The sequence below is a fragment of the Cellulosimicrobium cellulans genome (genome assembly GCF_006539945.1).
GTDB lineage: Bacteria > Actinomycetota > Actinomycetes > Actinomycetales > Cellulomonadaceae > Cellulosimicrobium > Cellulosimicrobium cellulans.
This window is the reverse complement of record NZ_BJNZ01000002.1, coordinates 176,376-198,504: the sequence shown is the minus strand read 5'-3', so window position 1 is coordinate 198,504 and position 22,129 is coordinate 176,376. Positions and strand designations below refer to the sequence as shown.

Annotated in this window: 19 protein-coding genes and 2 tRNA genes; 11 read left to right on the top strand and 10 right to left on the bottom strand. The window is 75.2% G+C overall.

What is annotated here, in order from left to right; all coding sequences use genetic code 11:
* Nucleotides 1–16 precede the first annotated feature (16 nt).
* Complete coding sequence (locus tag CCE02nite_RS02450; RefSeq protein ID WP_141387842.1) at nt 17–1,009, top strand: siderophore-interacting protein; 993 nt, start codon at nt 17–19, stop codon at nt 1,007–1,009.
* 204 nt (nt 1,010–1,213) lie between these two features.
* Entirely contained in the window at nt 1,214–3,532 is a 2,319-nt protein-coding gene (helR, locus tag CCE02nite_RS02445; protein ID WP_255318586.1) for an RNA polymerase recycling motor ATPase HelR, read from the top strand.
* Between the two features lie 81 nt (nt 3,533–3,613).
* On the opposite strand, the gene CCE02nite_RS02440 is transcribed toward helR, so the two are convergent.
* Nucleotides 3,614–4,195 (bottom strand): YbaK/EbsC family protein, encoded by a 582-nt coding sequence (locus CCE02nite_RS02440; protein ID WP_141387840.1) that lies wholly within the window; start codon nt 4,193–4,195, stop codon nt 3,614–3,616.
* 370 nt (nt 4,196–4,565) lie between these two features.
* On the opposite strand from CCE02nite_RS02440, the gene imuA' reads away from it, so the two are divergent.
* The 5 genes from imuA' (at nt 4,566) to CCE02nite_RS02415 (ending at nt 12,751) form a co-directional block, all read left to right on the top strand.
* Complete coding sequence (imuA', locus tag CCE02nite_RS02435; RefSeq protein ID WP_174774876.1) at nt 4,566–5,561, top strand: DnaE2-dependent mutagenesis accessory factor ImuA'; 996 nt, start codon at nt 4,566–4,568, stop codon at nt 5,559–5,561.
* Nucleotides 5,558–7,273 (top strand): DNA polymerase Y family protein, encoded by a 1,716-nt coding sequence (locus tag CCE02nite_RS02430; protein WP_141387838.1) that lies wholly within the window; start codon nt 5,558–5,560, stop codon nt 7,271–7,273. The genes imuA' and CCE02nite_RS02430 overlap by 4 nt, the downstream gene beginning before the upstream one ends.
* On the top strand, nt 7,266–10,949 hold the full coding sequence (locus CCE02nite_RS02425; protein WP_141387836.1) for an error-prone DNA polymerase: 3,684 nt from the start codon (nt 7,266–7,268) through the stop codon (nt 10,947–10,949). The genes CCE02nite_RS02430 and CCE02nite_RS02425 overlap by 8 nt, the downstream gene beginning before the upstream one ends.
* 147 nt (nt 10,950–11,096) lie before the next feature.
* Nucleotides 11,097–11,774: a hypothetical protein gene (locus CCE02nite_RS02420; protein ID WP_141387834.1), complete on the top strand. Its 678-nt coding sequence runs from the start codon at nt 11,097–11,099 to the stop codon at nt 11,772–11,774.
* The gene (locus CCE02nite_RS02415) at nt 11,771–12,751 is read left to right on the top strand and encodes a hypothetical protein (RefSeq protein ID WP_141387832.1); all 981 of its coding nucleotides are present in this window, start codon (nt 11,771–11,773) and stop codon (nt 12,749–12,751) included. The genes CCE02nite_RS02420 and CCE02nite_RS02415 overlap by 4 nt, the downstream gene beginning before the upstream one ends.
* A 10-nt stretch (nt 12,752–12,761) precedes the next feature.
* Here the strand turns inward: CCE02nite_RS02415 and CCE02nite_RS02410 are convergent, their stop codons facing one another.
* The 5 genes from CCE02nite_RS02410 to CCE02nite_RS02390 all read right to left on the bottom strand — a co-directional run bounded on the left by CCE02nite_RS02410 (nt 12,762) and on the right by CCE02nite_RS02390 (nt 16,683).
* On the bottom strand, nt 12,762–13,163 hold the full coding sequence (locus CCE02nite_RS02410) for a DUF6841 family protein (RefSeq protein WP_141387830.1): 402 nt from the start codon (nt 13,161–13,163) through the stop codon (nt 12,762–12,764).
* A gap of 64 nt (nt 13,164–13,227) precedes the next feature.
* On the bottom strand, nt 13,228–14,190 hold the full coding sequence (locus CCE02nite_RS02405) for a Gfo/Idh/MocA family oxidoreductase (RefSeq protein WP_141387828.1): 963 nt from the start codon (nt 14,188–14,190) through the stop codon (nt 13,228–13,230).
* 54 nt (nt 14,191–14,244) lie between these two features.
* Nucleotides 14,245–15,186 carry a serine protein kinase RIO gene (locus CCE02nite_RS02400; RefSeq protein WP_255318585.1) on the bottom strand — a complete coding sequence of 314 codons (942 nt, stop codon included), beginning with the start codon at nt 15,184–15,186 and terminating at the stop codon, nt 14,245–14,247.
* A 344-nt stretch (nt 15,187–15,530) separates the two neighbouring features.
* Entirely contained in the window at nt 15,531–16,355 is an 825-nt protein-coding gene (locus CCE02nite_RS02395) for an alpha/beta fold hydrolase (protein ID WP_141387826.1), read from the bottom strand.
* A gap of 19 nt (nt 16,356–16,374) precedes the next feature.
* Nucleotides 16,375–16,683 (bottom strand): DJ-1/PfpI family protein, encoded by a 309-nt coding sequence (locus CCE02nite_RS02390; RefSeq protein WP_255318584.1) that lies wholly within the window; start codon nt 16,681–16,683, stop codon nt 16,375–16,377.
* Here CCE02nite_RS02390 and CCE02nite_RS02385 point away from each other — a divergent pair.
* A complete protein-coding gene (locus tag CCE02nite_RS02385; RefSeq protein ID WP_141387824.1) occupies nt 16,661–16,963 on the top strand; it encodes a TOBE domain-containing protein in 303 nt (100 codons plus the stop codon). The two genes, CCE02nite_RS02390 and CCE02nite_RS02385, sit on opposite strands and share 23 nt — an antisense overlap.
* A 97-nt stretch (nt 16,964–17,060) precedes the next feature.
* Here the strand turns inward: CCE02nite_RS02385 and CCE02nite_RS02380 are convergent, their stop codons facing one another.
* Complete coding sequence (locus CCE02nite_RS02380; RefSeq protein WP_141387822.1) at nt 17,061–17,888, bottom strand: metal-dependent hydrolase; 828 nt, start codon at nt 17,886–17,888, stop codon at nt 17,061–17,063.
* 460 nt (nt 17,889–18,348) lie between these two features.
* On the opposite strand from CCE02nite_RS02380, the gene CCE02nite_RS20870 reads away from it, so the two are divergent.
* From CCE02nite_RS20870 to CCE02nite_RS02370, 3 genes are all read left to right on the top strand, one after another.
* A complete protein-coding gene (locus CCE02nite_RS20870; RefSeq protein ID WP_255318583.1) occupies nt 18,349–18,480 on the top strand; it encodes a hypothetical protein in 132 nt (43 codons plus the stop codon).
* Between the two features lie 152 nt (nt 18,481–18,632).
* Nucleotides 18,633–18,704, top strand: a tRNA-Arg gene (locus tag CCE02nite_RS02375).
* Between the two features lie 44 nt (nt 18,705–18,748).
* Nucleotides 18,749–18,824 (top strand) — tRNA-Arg (locus CCE02nite_RS02370).
* 17 nt (nt 18,825–18,841) lie between these two features.
* Here CCE02nite_RS02370 and CCE02nite_RS02365 read toward each other — a convergent pair.
* From CCE02nite_RS02365 to CCE02nite_RS02355, 3 genes are read right to left on the bottom strand one after another with little or no spacing between them, the layout of a single operon-like run.
* Nucleotides 18,842–19,657, bottom strand: a complete 816-nt coding sequence (locus tag CCE02nite_RS02365; RefSeq protein ID WP_141387821.1) for a hypothetical protein — start codon at nt 19,655–19,657, stop codon at nt 18,842–18,844.
* Between the two features lie 41 nt (nt 19,658–19,698).
* Nucleotides 19,699–21,213 (bottom strand): sensor histidine kinase, encoded by a 1,515-nt coding sequence (locus tag CCE02nite_RS02360; RefSeq protein WP_141387819.1) that lies wholly within the window; start codon nt 21,211–21,213, stop codon nt 19,699–19,701.
* On the bottom strand, nt 21,206–21,976 hold the full coding sequence (locus tag CCE02nite_RS02355) for a response regulator transcription factor (RefSeq protein ID WP_141387817.1): 771 nt from the start codon (nt 21,974–21,976) through the stop codon (nt 21,206–21,208). Before CCE02nite_RS02355 ends, CCE02nite_RS02360 begins: the two co-directional genes overlap by 8 nt.
* Between the last annotated feature and the right edge of the window lie 153 nt (nt 21,977–22,129).

The window sequence follows — 22,129 nt, the reverse complement described above, 5'->3', positions numbered from 1 at the left end:
GGTTAGCCTCACCTGTGTGAGCCAGACCGTCGTCGCACCCCGCACCCGAGCCCGTCGTCCCGTCGCCCGGGCGACCGCGCCGTGGCGCTTCTTCGACGTCGAGGTGGCGCGGGTCGAGCAGCTCTCGCCCAGCTTCCGCCGGTTCACGTTCACCGGCCCCGAGCTCGACCTCTTCGGCGACCCGGGCCTCGACGTGCGGATCAAGTTCGTGCTCCCCGCCCTTGACGGCGGCTACGAGCACCTCGTGCGCGACGCCGAGTCCTGGTACGCCGCGTGGCGCGACCAGCCGGAGGAGCGCCGCAACCCGCTGCGCACGTACACGACCGTCGCGGTGCGCCCCGAGGCGCGCGAGGTCGACGTGGACGTCGTGCTGCACGGCGACGCCGGTCCCGCCTCGCGCTGGGCGCTCGCCGCCGAGGTCGGCACGCCGCTCGTCCTGCTCGGCCCCGACGTGACGTTCGACGGGCCGGCCGGTGGCATCGAGTTCCGCCCGCCGACGCGTCCCCATGCGCTCCTGCTCGCGGGCGACGAGACTGCCCTGCCCGCGATCGCCGCGATCTGCGAGGACCTCCCCGCCGACGCGTGGGGCGAGGTCTACGTCGAGGTCCCGCACGTGGACGACGCGCGCGACCTCGTCACGCCGCCCGGCGTGCGAGTGACCTTCCTGGCTCGCGACGACGTCCCGGGCGGCGTGCACGACGCCCACGGCGCGCGCCTCGTGCCCGCCGTCAAGCAGGCGGCCGCGCGCATCCTCGGTGCGGGCGTCCTCGGGACCGACCCGCCGGCCCAGTGCCGCACCGCCGAGGACCTCGAGGACGTCGACGTCGACGCGTCGATCCTCTGGGAAGTCCCCGGGCTGCTCGAGGAGGACACCGTCCTCTACGCGTGGCTCGCGGGCGAGGCGAGCGCGATCAAGGCGCTGCGCCGCCACCTCGTCACCGACCTCGGCGTCGACCGCCGCGCCGTCGCGTTCATGGGGTACTGGCGCGAGGGCCGCTCCGAGAGCTGACGCGCCCTCACGAGATCAGAGAAGTGGCCCTGCACCGACCTCGGTGCGGGGCCACTTCTCGCGTCTCAGCGCGAGGTCGCCGGTCCGACACCGGTCTGGTCGAGGACTGGACGAGAAAGGGAGGCCGACCGGCCTCCCTTTCCAAGGTATAGCGCACGGGGGGTCTTGCGGCAAGGCCCCCCTGGGGGCGCAGAATCTCCGATCGTGCGCGGGCCGCCGTCGGTCCGCGTCGTCCCGCCCGACCTCGGACCGGAGCTGATGACGTTGCCCGACGCCCCCGTGACCGCCGACCGCACGACCGACCCGACCGCCCGTCCGACCCCGGGCGCCGCCCGGGTCTTCGACCTCCCCGACCGCCTGGCCGCGAAGGCCGACCCCGCGCTCGTCGACGCCGACGAGCGGCACTTCGCCGCGATCGCCGCGAGCCTCGAGCACTCCGTCACGGATCTCACGCGACGCCTCGACGCGGCGCGCCTGGCGCCGGGCGGGAGCGGGACGGAGGCGCTCGAGCGCGACCAGGAGATCCACCGGCTCAGCGGACGCCTGCGGCTGCTCCAGCGCTACGGCGTCGACCTGTGCCTGGGCCGCATGACCTTCGCCGACGGGTCGGAGCCCGTGTACGTCGGTCGCGTGGGCCTCACGGACCCGGCGGGGGAGCGGCTGCTCGTCGACTGGCGCTCGCCCGCCGCCGAGCCGTACTTCGCCGCGACGCCCGCGCACCCGCTCGGCCTCGCGGCGCGGCGCCGCTACCGGTGGACACGCGGCCGCGTCACGGACTACTGGGACGAGGAGCTCGTGCCCGACGGCGCCGGGTCGGGCGCGGCGCTCGACGACCAGTCGGCGTTCGTCGCGAGCCTCGGCGCGAGCCGGTCGCCGCGCATGCGCGACGTGCTCGGCACGATCCAGGCCGACCAGGACGCGATCGTGCGCGCGGGCTCGCGCGGCGCGCTCGTCGTCGACGGCGGCCCCGGCACGGGCAAGACCGTCGTGGCGCTGCACCGCGCCGCCTACCTGCTCTACGCCGACCCCCACGTGGGCGAGGGGCACGGGGGCGTGCTCGTCGTCGGGCCGAGCCGCCCGTACCTCTCCTACGTCGCCGACGTGCTGCCCGGGCTCGGCGAGGAGGGCGTGCAGACCTGCACGCTGCGCGACCTCGTCCCGGAGGGAGCCGCGGCGCGCGAGGAGACCGACCCCGAGGCCGCCCGGCTCAAGGCGTCCGCCGACCTCGTCGCGGCGATCGAGCCGGCCGTGCGGTTCTCCGAGCGCCCGCCCACAGAGGGTATGGAGGTCGAGACGCCGTGGGTCGACGTCTGGCTCTCCACCGCCGACTGGGCGGAGGCGTTCGAGTCCGTGGACCCCGGCACGCCGCACAACGAGGCGCGCGACGACGTCTGGGCAGCGCTGGTCGAGATCCTCGTGGACAAGGCCTGCGGGGGCGCCGCGGAGGACGCCGTGGACCTCGACGCCGACGACGTGCGGCGCGCCCTGCGCGGCCACCGCGCGCTCGGCGCCGCGTTCGACCGCGCGTGGCCGCTCGTCGAGGCCACGGACCTCGTGGCCGACCTGTGGTCGGTGCCCGCCTACCTGCGTCTGTGCGCGCCGTCGCTCACGCCCGAGGAGGTGCGCGCGCTCCAGCGCGCGGACGCGCACGCGTGGACGACGGCCGACCTGCCGCTGCTCGACGCCGCACGGCGGCGCCTGGGCGACCCGGAGGCGTCGCGCCGCCGTCGCCACAACGAGGCCGCGGCGGCGTCGGAGCGTGCGCGCATGGACGACGTCGTCGACCACCTCGTCGCGACGGACGACAGCGAGCTCGGGATCATGCAGATGCTGCGCGGGCAGGACCTGCGCGACGCGCTCGTGGACGACGGCGCGCTCGTCGTGGCGACGCCCGACCGCCTCGCGGGGCCGTTCGCGCACGTCGTCGTCGACGAGGCGCAGGAGCTCACCGACGCCGAGTGGCAGATGGTCCTCAGCCGCTGCCCGTCGCGCAGCGTCACGGTCGTCGGGGACCGCGCGCAAGCGCGTCACGGGTTCGCGGAGGGGTGGCGCGAGCGGCTCGGGCGCGTCGGGTTCGACCGGGTCGCGGAGGCGTCGCTGAGCGTCAACTACCGCACGCCGCAGGAGGTCATGGCGGCGGCGGAGCCCGTCATCCGGGCGGCGCTCCCGGACGCCAACGTCCCGACCTCGGTGCGCAGCACGGGTGTGCCCGTCGCCTACGGCTCGGTCGCGGACCTCGACGGGGTGCTCGACGGCTGGCTCGCCGAGCACACCGAGGGCACGGCCTGCGTGATCGGCGGTGCGGGGTCCGTCGCGGCGTCGACGGAGTCTCTCTCGGCGAGGCTCGGCGAGGACCGGGCGTCGCGCGTGCGGGTGCTCACGCCCGGGACGGCGAAGGGCCTCGAGTTCGACCTCGTCCTGCTCGTGGACCCGCAGGCGTTCGGCGACGGCGTCGAGGGCGCCGTGGACCGCTACGTCGCGATGACGCGCGCGACGCAGCGGCTCGTCGTCCTCGAACGCTGACGATCTCCCGCCGAAGACGACATGGAGGTCGCCAAGAAGCCTGTGGCGACCTTCATGTCGTGCTCGGCGGATGTGGGGCGGTCAGGCGGCCGGGGTCGCCAGGTCCTCGACGACCTCGACGCCGGGCAGACGCCCGAGAAGGTCACCGGGGAGGAGCAGCTTCGAGCGCCGCACGCCGCTGCCGATCAGCGCGAGCGCGCCGTCGGTCACGACGCGCGAGTCCACGAGCACGCGCCACCCGCCCGGCAGCCCGACGGGCGTGATGCCGCCGTACTCCATCCCGGACTCGGCCGTCGCGCGGTCGGTCGGCAGGAACGACGCCTTGCGCACGTCGAGCAGCTTGCGGAGGCGCGTGTTGACGTCGGCACGCGTGTGCGCGCGCACCACGGCGGCGGCGACCCGCTCGTCGCCCGCGCGTGCGCCGCCCACGACGACGCAGTTCGCCGACGCCTCGACGGGCAGGTCGAACGCGGCGTTGAGGGTCGCGGTGTCCGCGAGGTCGGGGTCGATCTCCGTCACGGCGACGAGCGCCGCGACGTCCGGGTCGGCCTCGGCCCAGCGGCGCAGCGCGTCGGCGGTCACAGGGGCGACGAGGTCGAGGTGGTCGAGCGCCGGCTCCCAGGTGAGCGAGCCGAGCGTGGGCAGGGTCGTGCGGGCGTCCATGGCGTCAGCCTGCCATCCCGGGACTGCTCGTGCGGGCGAGGACCGGGTGCCGAGCATCCCCCTGCGCCCGCCGAGGCATGCGGTCATGGCGCGTGCCGCACGTCGGACGGGCGGCGACCCCACGTTCGGCGGGAGAGGAGGTTCAGGTAGAGGTCGAGGGTTGGGGTCAACCCTCGAGCGACGGTCGAGAGTTGCGGCGGGCATCTCGGACGAAGCCGACGGCCCTCACCTGCGGAGTTGACACCCCGCGGCGGCGGTCGTTCACTGGAAGTGTTCGAACGTCTGTTCGAACGATGGCGGGTGCAGAACGACGCCCCCAGCAGTCGACGCGCGGTGCGCGTCCCGTCCGAGCAGCATCCCGGGAGGCGAGATGACCCTTCTCGCCGACCCCGCCGAACGGGCGGGGACACCAGGCCCGACGGCCGTGGCCGTCGACAAGGCCGAGCGCGCCCGCGCCGTCCTGCGCCGTGCGGAGGAGCGTACGGGCGTCCGCCGACACCGCCCGGTCGTCGCGCCCGCCGTCCCGCTCGCCGACGCCGTCCCGCTCGCCGACACGGTCCCGCCTGCCGACGTCTCCTCGCCGGCGGGCGTCCGGCCGACCCCTGTCGCGCCGGCCGAGCGCCCGGCGCGCTCCCGCGGCCGCCACGTCGCGATGCGGGACCCGAGCCGGGACGCGATCCCGGACGAGCAGGTGTGGCCGGTGCACGACGCGCTCGTCCCGCTCCTGCCGCTGGGCGGGCTCCAGCGCGGCACGGTGGTCGCGGTGCGCGGGTCGACGAGCCTCCTGCTCGCGCTCGTCGCGCGACCGTCGCGGGCCGGGGCGTGGACCGCCGCCGTCGGGTTCCCCGCGGTCGGGCTGCTCGCGGCCGCCGACGTCGGCGCGGACCTCGACCGCGTCGTCCTCGTCCCGCGGCCCGGGCCGGACGCGGCGCTCGCGATCGCGGCGCTCGTCGACGGCCTGGACGTCGTGGTCGTCGGGCCCGACGCCGCCCTCACCGACACCGACCGGCGTCGCCTCACCGGCCGCGCACGCGAGCGCGGGGCGCTGCTCGTCGCGGCCACGACGTGGCCGGGCGCGCACGTCGCGCTCACGGTGACGGGCGGCGGCTGGTCCGGCGCGGACCGCGGGGCGGGCTGGCTGCGCCGCCGCACGCTCGTCGTCGAGCGCGCGGGCCGCGGGGGCGCCGCACGCCCCACGCGGGTCGAGGTCGAGCTCCCGCTCGCCCACGAGGACTGGCCCGCGTTCCTCGCCGAGGACGCCCGGGGCACCCGGCCCGCCGCCGAGACCGGTGCCGCCGAGGCCGGCCCCGTCCCCGCCCACGTCGATGACCCCGACCGGCCCTCCCGGCTCCGGCTCGTCGGATGAGCACGAGCCCGACCCGCACGGCGGCCCTGTGGGTGCCGGACTGGCCGGTGCTCGCGGCGATGGCGGTGCGCGACGTCCCCGCGCACGTCCCCGCCGCGACGCACGACGGCCGCCGCGTCGTCGCCGTCTCCGCGACCGCGCGCGCCCAGGGCGTGCGCCGCGGCATGCGCCGCCGCCGGGCCCGCGAGTGCTGCCCCGAGCTCGAGCTGCTCGACGTCGACGACGCGCGCGACGCCCGCGAGTTCGAGCCCGTCGCGCTCGCGGCCGAGACCGTCGTCGCGGGGCTGGAGATCACCCGCCCCGGCCTGCTGCTCCTGCCCGCCGCCGGGGCGAGCCGGTACCACGGGTCCGACGCCGCGCTCGCGGAGGCGCTCGTCGCGCGCGTCGCCGAGCGCACCGGGCACGAGAGCCAGGTGGGCGTCGCCGACGGCATCCTCGCCGCCGTGCTCGCCGCACGGGACGCCGCCGTCGTCCCGCCCGGCCGCTCCGCCGCGTTCCTCGCGCCCCGGCCGGCGCGCGACCTCGTGCACGTCACCGCCCGGCCGGACGCCGCCGTCGCGGTCGACGAGCTCGTGGACCTCCTGGGCCGGCTCGGCGTGCGGACCCTCGGGGCGCTCGCGGCCCTGCCGCCCGCGACCGTCGAGGGACGCTTCGGCGACCTCGGTGCGTGGGCGCACCGGCTCGCGCGCGGCGAGGACCTGCGCCCGCCCGCGCGGCGCCGCGTCGAGCCCGACGTCGCGGTGAGCGCCGAGCTCGACCCGCCCGCCGAGCGGGTCGACGTCGCGACCTTCGCCGCGCGCCGGCTCTCCGAGGACCTGCACGACCAGCTCGTCGCGCGCTCGCTCGTCGCCGGGCGGCTGCGCATCACCGCGCGGACCGTCGAGGGCGACGACCTCGAGCGCACCTGGCGGCTCGACGGGCCGGGCGCGATGAGCCCGGCGCGCCTCACGGACAAGGTCCGGTGGCAGCTCGAGGGCTGGCTCACCACCACGTCCGTCCGCGCCGGGCGCGCGGCCCGGGCCGCGCGTCGTGGGGGCGAGCACGGCTCGCCCGGCGGGGCCGACGTCGTGCCCGACGTCGCGCCGCTGGCCCGCCTGTCCCTCACGGCCGAGGAGGTCGTCCCGGCGGGGGCGGAGCAGCCGCGTCTGTGGGGCGCGTCGAGCGGCGAGGACGCGCGCGCCCACCGCGCGCTCGGGCGCGTGCAGGGGATCCTCGGCGGCGACGCCGTCCTGCGCGTCGAGGTCCAGGGCGGTCGCGACGCGACCGACCGCGTGCACCTCGTGCCGTTCGGGGAGGACGTCGCGCGCCCGCGCGACCCGGCCCTGCCGTGGCCTGGCGCGCTGCCGAGCCCCGCGCCGGCGGTCGTGCCCGTCGAGCCGCAGGACGTCGTCGTGCTCGACGCCGCGGGGCGGCCCGTCGTCGTCGACGCGCGCCTCGCGATGAGCGGCGAGCCCGCGACCGTGCGGTGGCCCGCCGCCGTCCCGGAGGAGCGTCCGCGCCGCCCGGCGACGCCCCGGGACGAGGCGGCGCTGCCTGGCCCGGGGGCCGCGCGCGCCGTCGTGGACTGGGCCGGGCCGTGGCCGCTCGCCGAGCGCTGGTGGACCCCCGCGCCGCGTCGCCGGGTGCACGTGCAGGTCCTGCTCGACGACGGCCGCGGGCTCCTCCTCGCGAGCGCCCGCGGGCGCTGGACCGTGGAGGGCCTCTATGACTGACCGGACGGCCGCCCCCCGGTACGCCGAGCTGCACGCCCACTCCGCGTTCAGCTTCCTCGACGGCGCGTCGCACCCCGAGGAGCTCGCCGCCGAGGGCGCGCGGCTCGGGCTGTCGGCGCTCGCGGTCACCGACCACGACGGCCTGTACGGGGTCGTGCGGTTCGCGGAGGCCGCGCGCAAGGTCGGGCTGCCCACGATCTTCGGCGCCGAGCTGCACCTGCCCGTCGTCGAGCACGGGCGTACGCCCGCGGGACCGCCCGTGCTCGACCCTCCCACCGGGCTGCCCGACCCGCGCTCGACCCACCTGCTCGTCCTCGCGCGGGGGGCGCAGGGCTACCGCAACCTGTCGAGCGCGATCGCCACCGCGCACCTCGCGACCGGGACCAAGGGTGCCGCCCGCTACGACCTCGACGCGCTCGGCGCGCAGGGCGCGGGCGAGTGGCTCGTGCTCACCGGCTGCCGCAAGGGCTCCGTCCGGCGGGCGCTCGTCACCTCCGGGCGCGCCGCGGCCCGCCGCGAGCTCGGCCGGCTCGTCGCCGTGTTCGGCAGGGACAACGTAGCCGTCGAGATCACCGCGACCGACGACCCGCGCGACGCCGACCTGCACGCGGCGCTCGCGGACCTCGCCGCGGACGCCCGCCTGCCGCTCGTCGCGACGACCGCCGCGCACTACGCCAACCCGCGCGACGCCGATCTCGCCGGGGCGCTCGCCGCGGTGCGCGCCCGCTCGTCGCTCGACGACCTCGACGGGTGGCTCCCCGGCGCCCCGACGACGCACCTGCGCACGGCGACGGAGATGCTCGCACGCCACCACCGGCATCCGCAGGCCGTCGCGACGGCCGCAGCGCTCGGGGACGAGTGCGCGTTCGACCTGCACCTCGTCGCGCCCGACCTCCCGCCGTACCCCGTGCCAGAGGAGCACACGGAGGCCACGTGGCTGCGCGAGCTCGTGCGCCGCGGCGGCGAGAACCGGTACGGGCCGCGCGGCCAGGAGACGGTCGCGGGCGCGTGGGCGCAGATCGACCACGAGCTGCGCGTCATCGAGGACCTGCACTTCCCGGGGTACTTCCTCGTCGTCTACGACCTCGTCGAGTTCTGTCGGGTGAACGGGATCCTCGCGCAGGGCCGCGGGTCGGCCGCGAACTCCGCGGTCTGCTACGCGCTCGGCATCACGGCCGTCGACGCGGTGAAGCACGGTCTGCTGTTCGAGCGCTTCCTCGCGCCCGAGCGCGACGGCCCGCCGGACATCGACGTCGACATCGAGTCGGGGCGGCGCGAGGAGGTCATCCAGCACGTCTACGGGACGTTCGGGCGCACGCACGCCGCGCAGGTCGCGAACGTCATCTCCTACCGGCCCAAGTCCGCCGTCCGCGACGCGGCCCGGGCGCTCGGGTACGACGTCGGACAGGCCGACGCGTGGAGCAAGTCCATCGAGCGCTGGGGGTCGCTGCGCGGCCCCGACCCGTCGTCGCCCGCGGCCGACCGCGCGGCGAAGGAGCGGGCGATCGCGGCGAAGACCCCGGGGCCCGCCGCCGGCCCGGCCGCGTCGCCGGTCACGACGCGGACCGCCCGGAAGGACGCCGCGACGGCACGGCTGTGGGGGAGCCGCGACTGGTCGCCCGACCTGAGCGGCCGGGGCGCGCGCGTCGTCGACCCGCTCGCCGTGGACGAGGGCGAGGTCCTGCGCGCGGACGACACGCACGACGTCGTGCCCGCGCACCGGCCGCCGTCGGCCGCGCAGGAGGGCGAGATCCCGGACGCGGTGCTCGACCTGGCCGACCGGATGCTGCGGCTCCCGCGGCACCTGGGCATCCACTCGGGCGGCATGGTCATGTGCGACCGCCCCGTCATCGAGGTGTGCCCCGTCGAGTGGGCGCGCATGGAGGGGCGCACGGTCCTCCAGTGGGACAAGGAGGACTGCGCGGACGCGGGTCTCGTGAAGTTCGACCTCCTGGGCCTCGGGATGCTCACGGCGCTGCGCATCGGGTTCGACCTGGTCGAGCGGCACGAGGGCGGCCCGCGCCTCGCGCTGCACACGCTGCCCGAGGACGACCCGGCGGTGTACGACCTGCTGTGCGCGGCCGACACCGTGGGCGTGTTCCAGGTCGAGTCGCGCGCGCAGATGGCGACGCTCCCGCGACTGCAACCGCGGAACTTCTACGACATCGTCATCGAGGTCGCCCTCATCCGCCCGGGTCCCATCCAGGGCGGGTCCGTGCACCCGTACATCAACCGCGCGCGCAAGCGGGAAGAGGTGACGTTCCTGCACCCGCTGCTGGAGAAGTCGCTCGGCAAGACGCTCGGCGTGCCGCTGTTCCAGGAGCAGCTCATGCAGATGGCGATCGACGTCGCGGGCTTCTCCCCGAAGGAGTCCGACCAGCTCCGGCGCGCGATGGGGTCCAAGCGGTCCGTCGAGCGCATGGAAGAGCTGCGCGGGCGGCTCATGGACGGGATGCGCAAGAAGGGCGTCACCGACCCGGCCGTGCGCGAGGAGATCTACGACAAGCTCAAGGCGTTCGCCGACTTCGGCTTCCCCGAGTCGCACGCGTACTCGTTCGCGTTCCTCGTCTACGCGAGCTCGTGGCTCAAGGTGCACCACCCCGCCGCGTTCTACGCGGGGCTGCTCGCGGCGCAGCCCATGGGGTTCTACTCGCCCCAGTCGCTCGTCGCCGACGCGCGCCGGCACGGCGTCACCGTGCTGCGTCCCGACGTCAACGCGTCCGACGTCGAGGCGACGGTCGAGCGGCTGCCGGCCGACCGTGCGGCTGCGCCCGACCGTGCGGCTGCGTCTGCCGACCATGCGGATACCGGCCGCCCTGGCGCCCTGACGGGCGACAGCCGCATGCTCGGCGAGAGGGTGAAGATCGACACCGCGTTCGGGCCGGAGCCCGACCTGACGCTCGCGGTGCGGCTCGGGCTCGCCAGCGTGCGCGGGCTCGGGAAGGACGCGGCCGAGCGGGTCGTCGCGGCCCGCGGGGCACCGGGGGAGGGGCGGCCGTTCAGCGATCTGCGCGACCTCGTGCGGCGCGTCGACCTCACGACGGCCCAGCTCGAAGGGCTCGCCACCGCCGGGGCGACGGACTGCCTCGGCGTGACGCGGCGCGAGGCGCTGTGGGCGGCGGGCGCGCTCGCACAGGAGGGCCCGGGGACGCTGCCGGGCGTGAGCGTCGGGGTCGAGGCCCCGGCGCTGCCCGGCATGACCGACGTCGAGACGGCCGTCGCGGACGTCTGGGCCACGGGCGTGTCCGCCGACTCCTACCCGACGCAGTACGTGCGGGACGGCCTGACCGCGGCGGGCGTGCTCACCGTCGTCGGCGCGGTCGAGGTGTCACGCGAGATCGAGCAGGTCGACGAGGCGGAGCGCGCGGCGGGCGAGGAGCCGGGGACGCGCCCGCACCCGTCGTCGCGCGTCGCCGTGGGCGGGGTCGTGACGCACCGCCAACGCCCCGGGACCGCAGGAGGCGTGACGTTCCTGTCGCTCGAGGACGAGACGGGAATCCTCAACGTCGTGTGCTCGCCCGGGCTGTGGCAGCGGTTCCGGAAGGTCGCGCGCGGGTCCGCGGCGCTCGTCGTGCGCGGGCGGCTCGAGCGGGCCGACGGCGCCACGAACCTCGTCGCGGAGCACCTCGCCCCGCTCTCGCTCCAGGTCGCGACGACGTCGCGCGACTTCCACTGAATCAGGACGGACCCGCCGTATCACCCCGTTCGCGAGCCGTCTCCCTCGTCGTATGAGGATCATGAGGAGGGCCGAGCGATGGTGCTGGCGACGCAGGACGCAGGACCAGGTGGACGACGACACCGGGTAGGACGCGCGACCGTCGGGGTGCTGCTCAGCACCGCGGTCGTGTGCGGTATCGCAGCGTGCAGCTGGGGTGCCGACGGCTCGGCCCAGCAGGTGTCGAGCAGCGTGGAGCCGGAGGCGACCGACGAGGCCACCACCTCGCCGCCGACGTTCCCCGACGCGGAGAGCTCGGAGAAGCCCGAGGGTCCCCGTGGTGGTGGCGGGAGCGGGGGATCACCGGTCGCCATGGCGACCGCCGCGCAGAAGGACGGGCTGCCCTTCACGGGTGTGCGCCAGGACTTCCTCGACGAGATGACGGTCAACTGCGGCGGGACGCTCTGCGTGACGGTCGTCTCGGAACCTCCCGAGGCGGACGACGCGGACAGCGCCTGCACGTACCTGGGCTCCGACCCGCCCTGGAGGGAGGGAGGCTTCTCCATCCCACGCGGCTCGACCGTCGTGCTGCTCGCGGACTGCAGCCCCGGCACGGGCGAACCAGGGGGAGTCGAGGAGCCCGAGGCGGGGACCGGGGTCGAGACGGAGACCGGGACCGAGACCGGGACCGGGACCGAGACCGGGACCGGGACCGGGACCGGCGCGGAGACCGGGACTGGCGCGGAGACAGGCAGCGAGAGCGGCGGTGAGGACGTCCCCGGTGACGACGGTGAAGACCCGGATCACGAGGGCGGAGGAGCCGACGGGACGGACGGTGCGCCATGATCGACAGCGACCGCCGGCCCGCGACGAGCGACGAGCCGAGCACGGAGGACCCGAGGTCGGACGTGCCGCGCCTCGCTCGGATCGCGACCGAGATCGTGGCGCCCGCAGGTCTGATCGCCGGGCTGCTCTACTTCTTCGGCCGGCAGCGCGCCATGTTCTTCTACTACTACTTCGGTGTGGACGTGACGTCCCTGCAGCTCACGTCGACGGACTACATGGTCCAGGCGCAGGACGGGCTCCTGCTGCCGCTCGCCGCGATGGCGGTCGTCGTGCTCGTGTCCCTGTGGGCGCGGGGCGGGTCGACCCGTGCTCCCGGCGCACGGCGGCCCGGTCCGCGTGTGCTCCTCGGGATCGGTGCGGTCGGGACGGTGCTCGTCGTGTTCGGGCTGTTCCAGGCCGTCTGGCCCGGCACCGGCCTCGCCGACGGCGTCCCGAGCTGGGTCGCACCGGTGTGCCTCGCGCTCGGGGTCCTGGCGCTCGTCGCCGTCGTGCAGACCCGGCGGTCGGAGCTGCGGCGGACCCGACCCGAGTGGCGGACGCCGTCCGTCGGGGCGCGCCTCGCCGAGTGGGCGGCGGTGTTCACGCTCGTCGCGGTGTCGCTCTTCTGGGCGGTGGCGAACTACTCGGCCGAGGTGGGGGAGAGCCGCGGACGCCAGTTCGAGGCCGAGCTCGCGGAGTATCCCGGGGTCGTGGTCCGGAGCACCGCCGACCTCCAGCTCGTCGCGCCGGGGGTGACCGCGGGCCGGTGCGGGTCCGACGGCGCGGCCTTCGGCCACCGGTACGACGGCCTCGTGCTCCTGCAGCAGGCGGGTGGCACGTACTTCCTCGTCCCGCGGGACTGGGCGCGCGAGTCGGCGGACTCCGCGGTCCTGGCCGTACCGGTCGGGGACGGGGTGCGGCTCGACTACCTCCCGCCGCGTCCCGACGGCACCGCCCCGCGAACCGGCCCGGTCGTGGCCGAGGGCAGCGCGTGCTGAGACGGCCCCGTCAGGTGGCCAGCGGTGCGACGACACAGACCTCGAACGTGTCGCGCGCGCGGCGGAGCAGGTACCGGACCTCCTGCGCCTCCTGCTCGTTCGCGTACTCGTCGCGGTAGCTCCAGCGCACGCGCGCCCACACGAGCGCGTCGCCGACCTCCTCGACGTCCTCGAGGTGCGCGACGACGCCGACGAGGCCGCGCTCGCGGAACCCGCGCGCGGTCTCGGTGGTCGACTCGCGCACGTCCTCCGGATCGGCGAGGAGCACCGACCCGGTCGCCCCGACCACGAGCGCCGGGAACGCGTAGCTCTCGCCGATCGTGTCCAGGTCGCCCGTGGAGAGCGCGACCCCGTAGGTCGTGAGGAACGTCTGGACGTCGTCGGCGTCGAAGGACTCGGTGGAAGGCTCCATGGACCCGTTCTACCCCGTCCGCCCGGTGTCGGCGCGGTCGGCACGCGCCGCAGAGGGTTTGACCTCAGACCCTGACCGCTGCGGTGATCTGCTCGAGGAGCGCGAGGTCGGCGAGGACCGTCGCGTGCGAGGCGTCGCCCCGTGCCGCGTCCTCATCGGCGCTCGCGGTCGCGCCGAGCGCCGGCGCGAGGACCGCGAGAGCGTGCTCGACCACTGGTGCGAGGTAGTCGGCGTCGAGCACGACCTCGGAACGCTCGACGCCACCGGGAGGGCGCACGGCGACCGCGAACCCCGCGGTCGGGTGGGAGCCCGGGTCGAGGAGCGCCAGCCGGACGTCGACGCCGTCCAACCGGGTCGTCGCGACGATCCCGTCGGCCGAGGTCGTCACCACGGGCGGCGCCCACGCCGCGCCGGGAGCACCGCCGACGACGGCGCGGGCCGCCTCCACGAGGTGGATGCCGAGGAAGAAGAGACCGTCGCGCTCGTCGCGCGGGTCGGCGGGGCCGGACACCTCCACGGCCGGCCCGGACGACGTCGTCCCGTCCTCCGGCGCGGCCGGGTCGCCGGGCCCGGCCGTGGCGAGGCCGCGCCCGGCCGTGGCCGCGAGGACGTCGCGCGCCGCCGCGACCTGCGGAGCGAAGCGCAGCGCGGAGGCTGTCGTCACGGCGGTGCCGTGGACGCGGGCCACGTCGAGCGTGGCGCGCGCGTCGGCGACCGACGCCGCGAACGGCTTGTCGACGAGCACCGGGACGCCCGCGCGCAGGAGCGTGCGGGCCGCGGCGCCGTGGAGCCGGCCCGCGCGGTGGGCGACGATCGCCGCGTCGACCCGCCCGACGACGTCGGGCACGGTGACCTCACCCGCGCTGAGGGACAGCCCGCCCGCGGCGGCGAGCTCCGCGCGTCGGGCCGGCTCGCCGTCGACGAGCGCGACGACGCGCACGCCCGGCCAGCGCCGCTCGGCCTCGACGAGCCGGACGTAGTGGTCGGCGTGGGACGAGTCGAGCCCGACGAGGGCGAGGCGCAGCACGCGGCGATCGTCCCACGCGGCGCCTGCGTCTCCCGCGTCGAGCGTCCTCGACCGTCACCACGCCTCGGCGAGCAGGAGCGCGAAGAGCTCGTCGGCGTCGGTCTCGAGCCCGCGCGCGGCGAACCACGCGGACATCGTGCGGCAGTCGCGCAGCAGGAGCTCGGTGCCGAACGGGTTCGCCACGAGGTCGACGACCTGCGGCAGGTCGATGATGACGAGCCGGTCGCCGTCCGCGAGGACGTTGTACGGGGACAGGTCGCCGTGCGCGAAGCCGAGGCGGGCCAGGACGGCCATCCCGTCGCGGAGCTGGTCCCACCAGGACGCGAGCAGGTCCGGGTCGGGGCGGGTGCGCGCGAGCCGCGGCGCGGCCTCGTGCGCGACGCCGTCGGACGTGCCGACGAACTCCATGAGGATCTCGTCGCCGTCGATCTGGACCGGGTAGGGCACGGGGGCGCCCGCGGACCACAGCTCGCCGAGCGCGGCGAACTCCGCCGCGGCCCACTGCCCGGCCGCGACCTGGCGGCCGTAGCGGGACTTGCGGTCGAGCGCGCGCCGGTCGCGCGTGCGGCGCACGCGGCGGTCCTCGGTGTAGACCGTGTCCCGCCGGAACGCGCGGTGGTCGAGGTCCCGGTAGCGCTTGGCGGCGAGCAGCGTGCGCCGCGTGGCGTCGCCGGGGACGGCGCGCTCGACGAGGAACACGTCCGCCTCCTTGCCGGTCTTGAGCACGCCCAGCTCGGTGTCGACGGCCGCGTCGGCGGTCACGACCCAGTCGGGGCGCGGCTCGGGTCCGCGCTGCCCCTTCTCGACGGCGGACCACGTGGACCAGCGCTGATCGTCGCCGAGCGCGGCGTCGAGGACGCCCGTGGCGGGACCGGCGTCGTCGAGGTCGGCAGTGTCGCTGCTGCGCCGCAGGCGGCGGGGCGGGGGAGTGCGGGGGTCTCCCGCGAACGTCGGCGGGAGGTACGGGTCGGGGTACAGCAGGTCGTGCTCGGGCACGGGTGGGCTCCTTCAGGCGGGGAGCGCACGGCTCTGCCGCTGCCGCCTCGCGGGCGGCGGCGGGCGCGGACCGTCTCGGACGGTCGCCGACCGGCCTAGCGGCGGTCGGTGCTCCCGGGGGTGGTGGACACGCGAGCAGGGGTCGTCCAGCTCATGGCGTTCCTCCTTCCTCCGGTGCCCGACGGCGCGGGCGACGTGCTCCGACCGTTCCACCCGGGTGCGGGGTGGAGCAAGCGAATTTCTCCGGCCCGCTCAGGCTGCGCCGGCCGCCGGCTCGCTCCGAGCACGACCGGGGTGACGTGTTCGACGCCTTCACGCCGTCCCGGGTCGTGTCCGGCGACGGGTCAGCTCGGGCTCGGGGCGCCGCCCGGTAGGAACGAGCGGAGCGCCGTCAGGAACTCCTCGGGGCGCTCGGCGGGCAGGGCGTGACCGCAGCCCGGCGTCACCCGCAGGCTGACGTCGGGCAGGTGATCGAGCAGAGGGAGGGCGCCGCTCAGCGGCGTGACGCGGTCCTCCGCGCCGTGGAGGAGCAGCACCGGTGCCCGCACCTGGGACAGCGTGCTCGGCGACAGCGTGAGGTCGTTCGACCACCGGGACCGTGGCGGAGGGAACATCGACGCGTACGTCGTCGCCCCCGCGCGCATCGCTCGGGCGCGGGCAGCGACGGCGGCGTCCGTGACGAGTGCCGGGTCGTGGAAGAGCCGAGCAAGCATGTCGCGCGCCCCGCCGGAGTCGGGCGTGGCGGCCCAGAGCGCATCGAGGTCGTCGGAGAGGGGAGCACCCGGCGCCCCCATCGTGCCGACCGCGACGACGTGGGTGACCTGTCGCGGCCGAGCGGCGGCCAGGGCCAGCGAGACCGCTCCGCCCATGGAGTGGCCGACGACGGCGAACGTGCCGACCCCGAGCGTGTCCATGAGGGCGCCGGCCTGCTCGGCCCAGACCGCGAGCCCCCCACGGGAGCCGGGCGGCAGCGGCGTCCTGCCGAACCCCGCCTGGTCGGGGGCCACGACGTGGTGGTCAGGAGCGAGGGCCCGTGCGGTCGTGGCCCACGCCCCGGCCCCGGTCGTACCAGGGCCGGAGCCGTGGAGGAGCAGCACGGTGGGGCCCGTGCCTCCCTCGAGGACACCGACGACGTCCCCGTCGACCTCGACGGTCCGCGATGTCGTCATCGGCCGGGAAGGGCCACCGTCACGCGGCGGCCTTGCCGAGAGAGCCGTCGAACACCTGCATCAGCACCCGGCCGAACTGCGGCATGTCCGGCCAGCCCCGGCACGAGACGAGGTTCCCGTCGACGACGTACGGGGCGTCGACGACGGTCGCGCCCGCGTTCTCCATGTCCCCGGTGATGGGCGGGAAGCAGGCCGTGCGACGCCCCTTCAGCAGGCCGTAGACCGCGGGCACCTGCGCACCGTGGCACACGAGTGCGATCGGGAGGTCGCGCGCGAAGAAGTGCTCCGGGGAGCAGGGATGGTCGATGCCGTGCCCCCGGTGGACCACCGCCGAGCAGGGCCGGCCGCTCGTGCTCGGGGTGCGCGCCGAGGACCTGTCGGTCGAGCATCGCGGGGATGCCGTTCTCCCGGGGGAGATCTACGCGTACGAACCGCTCGGTGACCGGACGATCGTCGACGTCAAGGTCGGCACGGAGACGGTCAAGGTCAAGGCGCGACCGACCGTCGTCGGTACACCGGGGGAGACGGTGGGCGTGTCGGTCGACCTGGACCGGGCACACCTGTTCGACGCCCACACCGGCCGCGCGCTCTCGGCCGCGGGGAGGTGACAGCACCAGGGCCGGCCGCCACCCGGTCTCGCCCGAGCGCGGGACGATCGGTCGCGGCCGGGACGACCGGACCACCGCGGACGGCGGCCCGGCCGGCTCAGGCGACGCCCGACGCCAGTGCCTGGATCGCTGATACCACGCGCTCGTACGTCCCGTAGGTGTCGTAGCCCATCTGGTCGAGCGCGGACCACACGAAACCGACCGTCGCGTAGAGGCCGACGGCCGTCGCGAGGATCCACTCGCGCACCGACCCGGTGTCACCGAGCAGGGGGAGGGCGAAGCTGCCGCTGGGGCGCCACACGTCGTCGACCACGAGGGAGCGGCGCACCCAGCGCGGGGAGCGGATCTTCACCGGCCACAGCAGCGGCGCGCCGTTGGTCGTGAGCACGTCGCCCAGGATGTGCACGGTCACGCCGATCCCGACGGCGACCGGGAGCCAGTTCCACTCCTCGGGCGAGAAGAGCGCGACGAGGGCCGCGACGGTGAGCGACGTGACCCACGGCATGAGCTTGCCGCGCCGGGTGAGCTTGAGCGCCTTGAGCGCGAGGGCGACGAGCAAGACCGCGAGGATGCCGCCGCCCACGTAGACCGTGCCGAAGCTCTCCGTCTCGACCGTGATCAGCCCGACGAGCCACGCGAGCGCGGTGAACACCGCGATGCCGAGGAACGAGTGCGTGCCCTGGCGGTGGCCCCCGGAGATCGTCTCGACCGCGTCGGACACCCACTCGCTCACGGGTGGCAGCGAGTGCGCGAACGTCCCGTTGTGGTGGTCGGCGTCGGGGAGGAGCGCGGCCCCGGCGCACACGACCGCGCCCGTCATGACCCCGACGGACGACACAGGGTGCCACCCGAGCGCGAACGGGGCGGTGGACGTCACCGCCACCCAGGCGGCGGCTCCGGTCGCGGCGTGGTGGGCGCCCATCATGGCGGCGGGTCTCCTGTCGTCGGCCCGGCCGCGTGGTTCGTCGGCGTCGGGAGGTGTGTCCGGAACGTCCGGAACCCTACCGGGTGCCGCCGACAGCCCCGGTCGTCCGTCCGGAACGCCGAGGGGCGGCGTGCTGGCACAAAAGTGTGCCAAGCGCCGCCAGCCTCCGGCCGAGAACCGCCAACCCAGCCCTGACGGGGGAGGCGGCGACCTGCGTCCGTGCGAAGACAGCGCGCGGGAGCCGGAGATCCCGCCGGCGCGGAGAGCGGACGAGCTCGACTCCGGCCAAGAATGGACGCCGCACGGGGGCCCACCGGCCGCCGTGCGGGACCTCGGTCAGAGAATTCCTGACGAATTGGGGAAATGGGCTTGTGTCGATCGGGAAAGGCGCGTACGGTCTTCCTCGGTCGACGACATTCCGGTGCGTCGGCCACCCGACATGACCGAGAGGAGCAGTGCCGTGCGCGAACCCGTCCAGCAGGACCGGCGACGTCCCGTGCTGCCCTGCGAGCAGCCGCGCGTCGTGCTGCCCGTGGCGTATCTCAGCGTGTCCTCGTTCCTCGCCGGTGATTCCGGCGGTCCTGTCGTCTGACTCAGCGTCGCACGACAGGCCGTCCCGGGACATCGCCGGGGCGGCCTTTTTCTTGTGCGTGAATGCGCCCCGAGCAGGGTGCATTTGTCGCGCTGCCATTCTGCTCCATCGCCGTCGGTGCGCCTTTGTCGTGCGCCCGCGTGAAATGCACTGCCTTCGTGGTCCAACGGACACGACGCCGCTCTACGGAAGCGGAGACGGGGGTTCGACTCCCTCCGAGGGCACCTGGACGCCTCGCGTCCCGTCTGCTCGACGTTAAGGAGCACCAGCGCGCGTAGCTCAGCGGACAGAGCGCCGGCTTCCGGAGCCGGGCGTCGGGGGTTCGAGTCCTCCCGCGCGCACCAGATCGGACGATCCATCGTCATGGGCCGCGCGGAGCGATGGCGGCCTGTGCCTTGTGAAGCCGCCATCGCCGCATCGAGACGCTCTGGACTGTTCGCCCGAGCGCTTCGGCGGCCTCGTCCGGCGCGAGCTTGAGGACGATCGCATCCTCGGCTGGCGTCCAGGGTTTGCGCACGATCCCGTACCGACTCTCGCGGCCCGGTTCCGGTCGCCACGCCGCGACGGCCTCCGCGAGTCGTCGCTTACGATCGATGCCGAGCGCATCTGGTGAGTGCCAAGCCCATCGAGCGAGGGTAGCGGCAGCGAGGTTCGCGACCATGATGTTCATGACACCGTCACGTGCGTTCGGCCTTGCGCTCCTTCGTACGCCGCAGACGTCCGCGATGACCGAGCAGAAGTACCTGGCGAGCGATGGACTCGCGGTGACCAGGCTGACGAAGGGAACCCCGGTCGCCGTGAACCCCAGGGACCCGTCACCGTCGAGAACGCCACGGACATAGTCCGGCGCCGAGAAGGGCGCAGATGGTGGACTGATGGTGGAGCTCTTTCGTCCTGGTGTGACGCCGAGCGAGGCGAGTTGTTGTCGGGCCGTCTGGTCGAAGATCCCCAGTACTGCCGCGGCGTAGTCCGCGCTGAAATTCGTCGTGCGTTGCCGGAGCCGGACGGAGGAGTAGCACGGGAGCAACGACGAGATCGCGTCGAGCACGTCGCGGTCTCGCTCGGCGAGCTCCAAAGCGATCCGTCCTCTGTGGTCAGGGTCGCCGTGATGGTTGCCGTCGGTCTGAAGCAGACCCACGATGTAGGCGGTGTCGGGCCGCCGTGCATCCCAGAACATGCGTCATAGCGTCCCAGCGGCCACCCACAGCTCCGGAGCGATCAGCGGGGGAGGCGCACGATGAACGTCGTGCCGGTGAGCCCGGGTTCGTCGGCGGTGGTCGACGTCACGGCGACGGACCCGCCGTGGGCGGCGACGATCGCGTCGGCGATGGCGAGGCCGAGGCCGGTGGAGCCGCTGGTGCGGTTGCGCGCGTCGTCGCCGCGCGTGAAGCGGCGGAAGAGGGTCGGGCGCAGGGTCGCCGGGATGCCGGGGCCGTCGTCGGCGACGGAGAGCACGACGTCGTCGCCGTCGGGCGCGAGCCGCACCTCCACGTGGGTGCCGGGCGGGGTGTGCGTGCGGGCGTTCGCGAGGAGGTTCGCGAGCACCTGCCGCAGGCTCGCCTCGTCGCCCGTGATCTCGAGGTCGAGGTCCTCGCCGGGCAGGTCGAGGGCCCAGTCGTGGTCCGGGCCGGCGGCGTGGGCGTCCATGACGGCGTCGACGGCGAGCGCCGCGAGGTCGACGGGCGTGCGGTCGAGCGGGCGGCCCGCGTCGAGCCGGGCGAGGAGCAGCAGGTCCTCGACGAGGCCGGTCATGCGCACGGCCTCGGACTCGATGCGGTCGAGCGAGCGCGCGGTGGCGGGCGGGACGTCGTCGGGCGAGCGGCGCACGAGCTCGGCGTAGCCGCGGATCGAGGCGAGCGGGGTGCGCAGCTCGTGGCTCGCGTCGGCGACGAACCGTCGCACCTGGGTCTCGGAGTCGTGCCGCGCCTGGAGCGAGGTCTCGACGTTCTCGAGCATGCGGTTGAGCGCGGAGCCCACCTGCCCGACCTCGGTGCGCTCGTCGGTGAGGTCGTCGGGGACGCGCGGGATCGCGTCGATCTCGCCCTGCGCCAGCTCGAGCTCGGAGACGCGGCTCGCGGCGGCGGCCACGTCGTCGAGCGGCCGGAGCGAGCGCCGCACGAGCCACGTGCCGAGGAGCGCGGCGGCGAGCAGGCCTGCGGCGCCGAGCGCGACCTCGATGAGCACGTACTCCTCCACCGTCGCGTCGACGGTGGTGGTGCTCGACGCGACGACGACGGTCTGGCCGTCTTCCGTGGTCCGGTGCACGGCGCGGAACGACCCGAGGTCGGGCAGGTCGGCGTCGTGCGGGGCGCCGTCGGCGGGCACGTCCTCGAGCGCGGCGACCTGCGCGTCGTCGAGCGCGACGCGCTCCAGCGTGGGGCTGACGTACTCGGCGAGCACGATCTCCCCGGCGTCGTAGCGCAGCACGGCGCTGCCCGGCCCGGTGCCGGCGGGGAAGCGGGACGGGTCGTCGGGCAGGTCGCTCGGGTCGGGGGTCGCGCCGGAGTCGTCCGGCGGCTGCCCTGGGCCGTCGCCCGGACCCTCCCCGAAGCCCTGCGCGAGGCGCGAGCTCGCCTGCTCGAGCTCGTGGTCGAGCTGTTCGACGAGCTGGTTGCGCAGCGCGAGCGCGGACGCGGTGGCGAGGCCCACGGTGACGAGGAGCACGACCCCGGCGAGCACGAGGACGAGGCGGCGGCGCAGCGCCGTCGGGCGTCGGGCGGACGCTTCAGGCACCGGCGCCGTCCGTCCCGGCGGCGGGCTTGAGCACGTACCCGACGCCCCGCAGGGTGTGGATCATGGGCTCGCGGCCCTTGTCGATCTTGCGGCGCAGGTAGGAGATGTAGAGCTCGACGATGTTGGCCTGCCCGCCGAAGTCGTAGTTCCACACGCGGTCGAGGATCTGCGCCTTGGACAGCACGCGGCGCGGGTTGCGCATGAGGTATCGCAGGAGCTCGAACTCGGTGGCCGTGAGGCGCACCTCCTCGCCCGCGCGCCGGACCTCGTGCGCGTCCTCGTCGAGCTCGAGGTCGCCGACGACGAGCACGGAGTCCTCGCGCTGCGCGGTCGCGCCGCCGCGGCGCAGCAGGCCCCGCAGCCGCGCCACGACCTCCTCGAGGCTGAAGGGCTTGGTCACGTAGTCGTCGCCCCCCGCGGTGAGCCCGGCGACGCGGTCCTCGACGGCGTCGCGCGCGGTGAGGAAGAGCACCGGGACGTCCGTGTCGCGATCGCGCAGCCGGCGCAGGACGGTGAGGCCGTCCATGTCGGGGAGCATGACGTCGAGCACGACGACGTCCGGCCCGGTCTCGCGCGCGGTGCGGATCGCGGAGTGCCCGTCGAGCGCGGTGGACACGTCCCAGCCCTCGTAGCGCAGCGCCGAGGTGAGCAGCTCGGCCAGGTTGGGCTCGTCGTCGACCACGAGGACGCGGACGGGGGAGCCGTCCGGGCGCGTGAGGCGCGGCTGGTCGGGGCGGCCGACGGGGGCGGTGGCTGCGGTCATGGACCCAGCGTCCCGCGGCGCGTGTGGTCGTGCCTGTGGTGACCCTGTGCACGCGCTGTGCCTGGGGCTCTGCGTCGCGACCGTGGGGTCCGGGTGAAGTCGGCGCGCGGATGTCGTTGAATCCTTGACTTTTGCCGGGCTGCCGTCAAAACT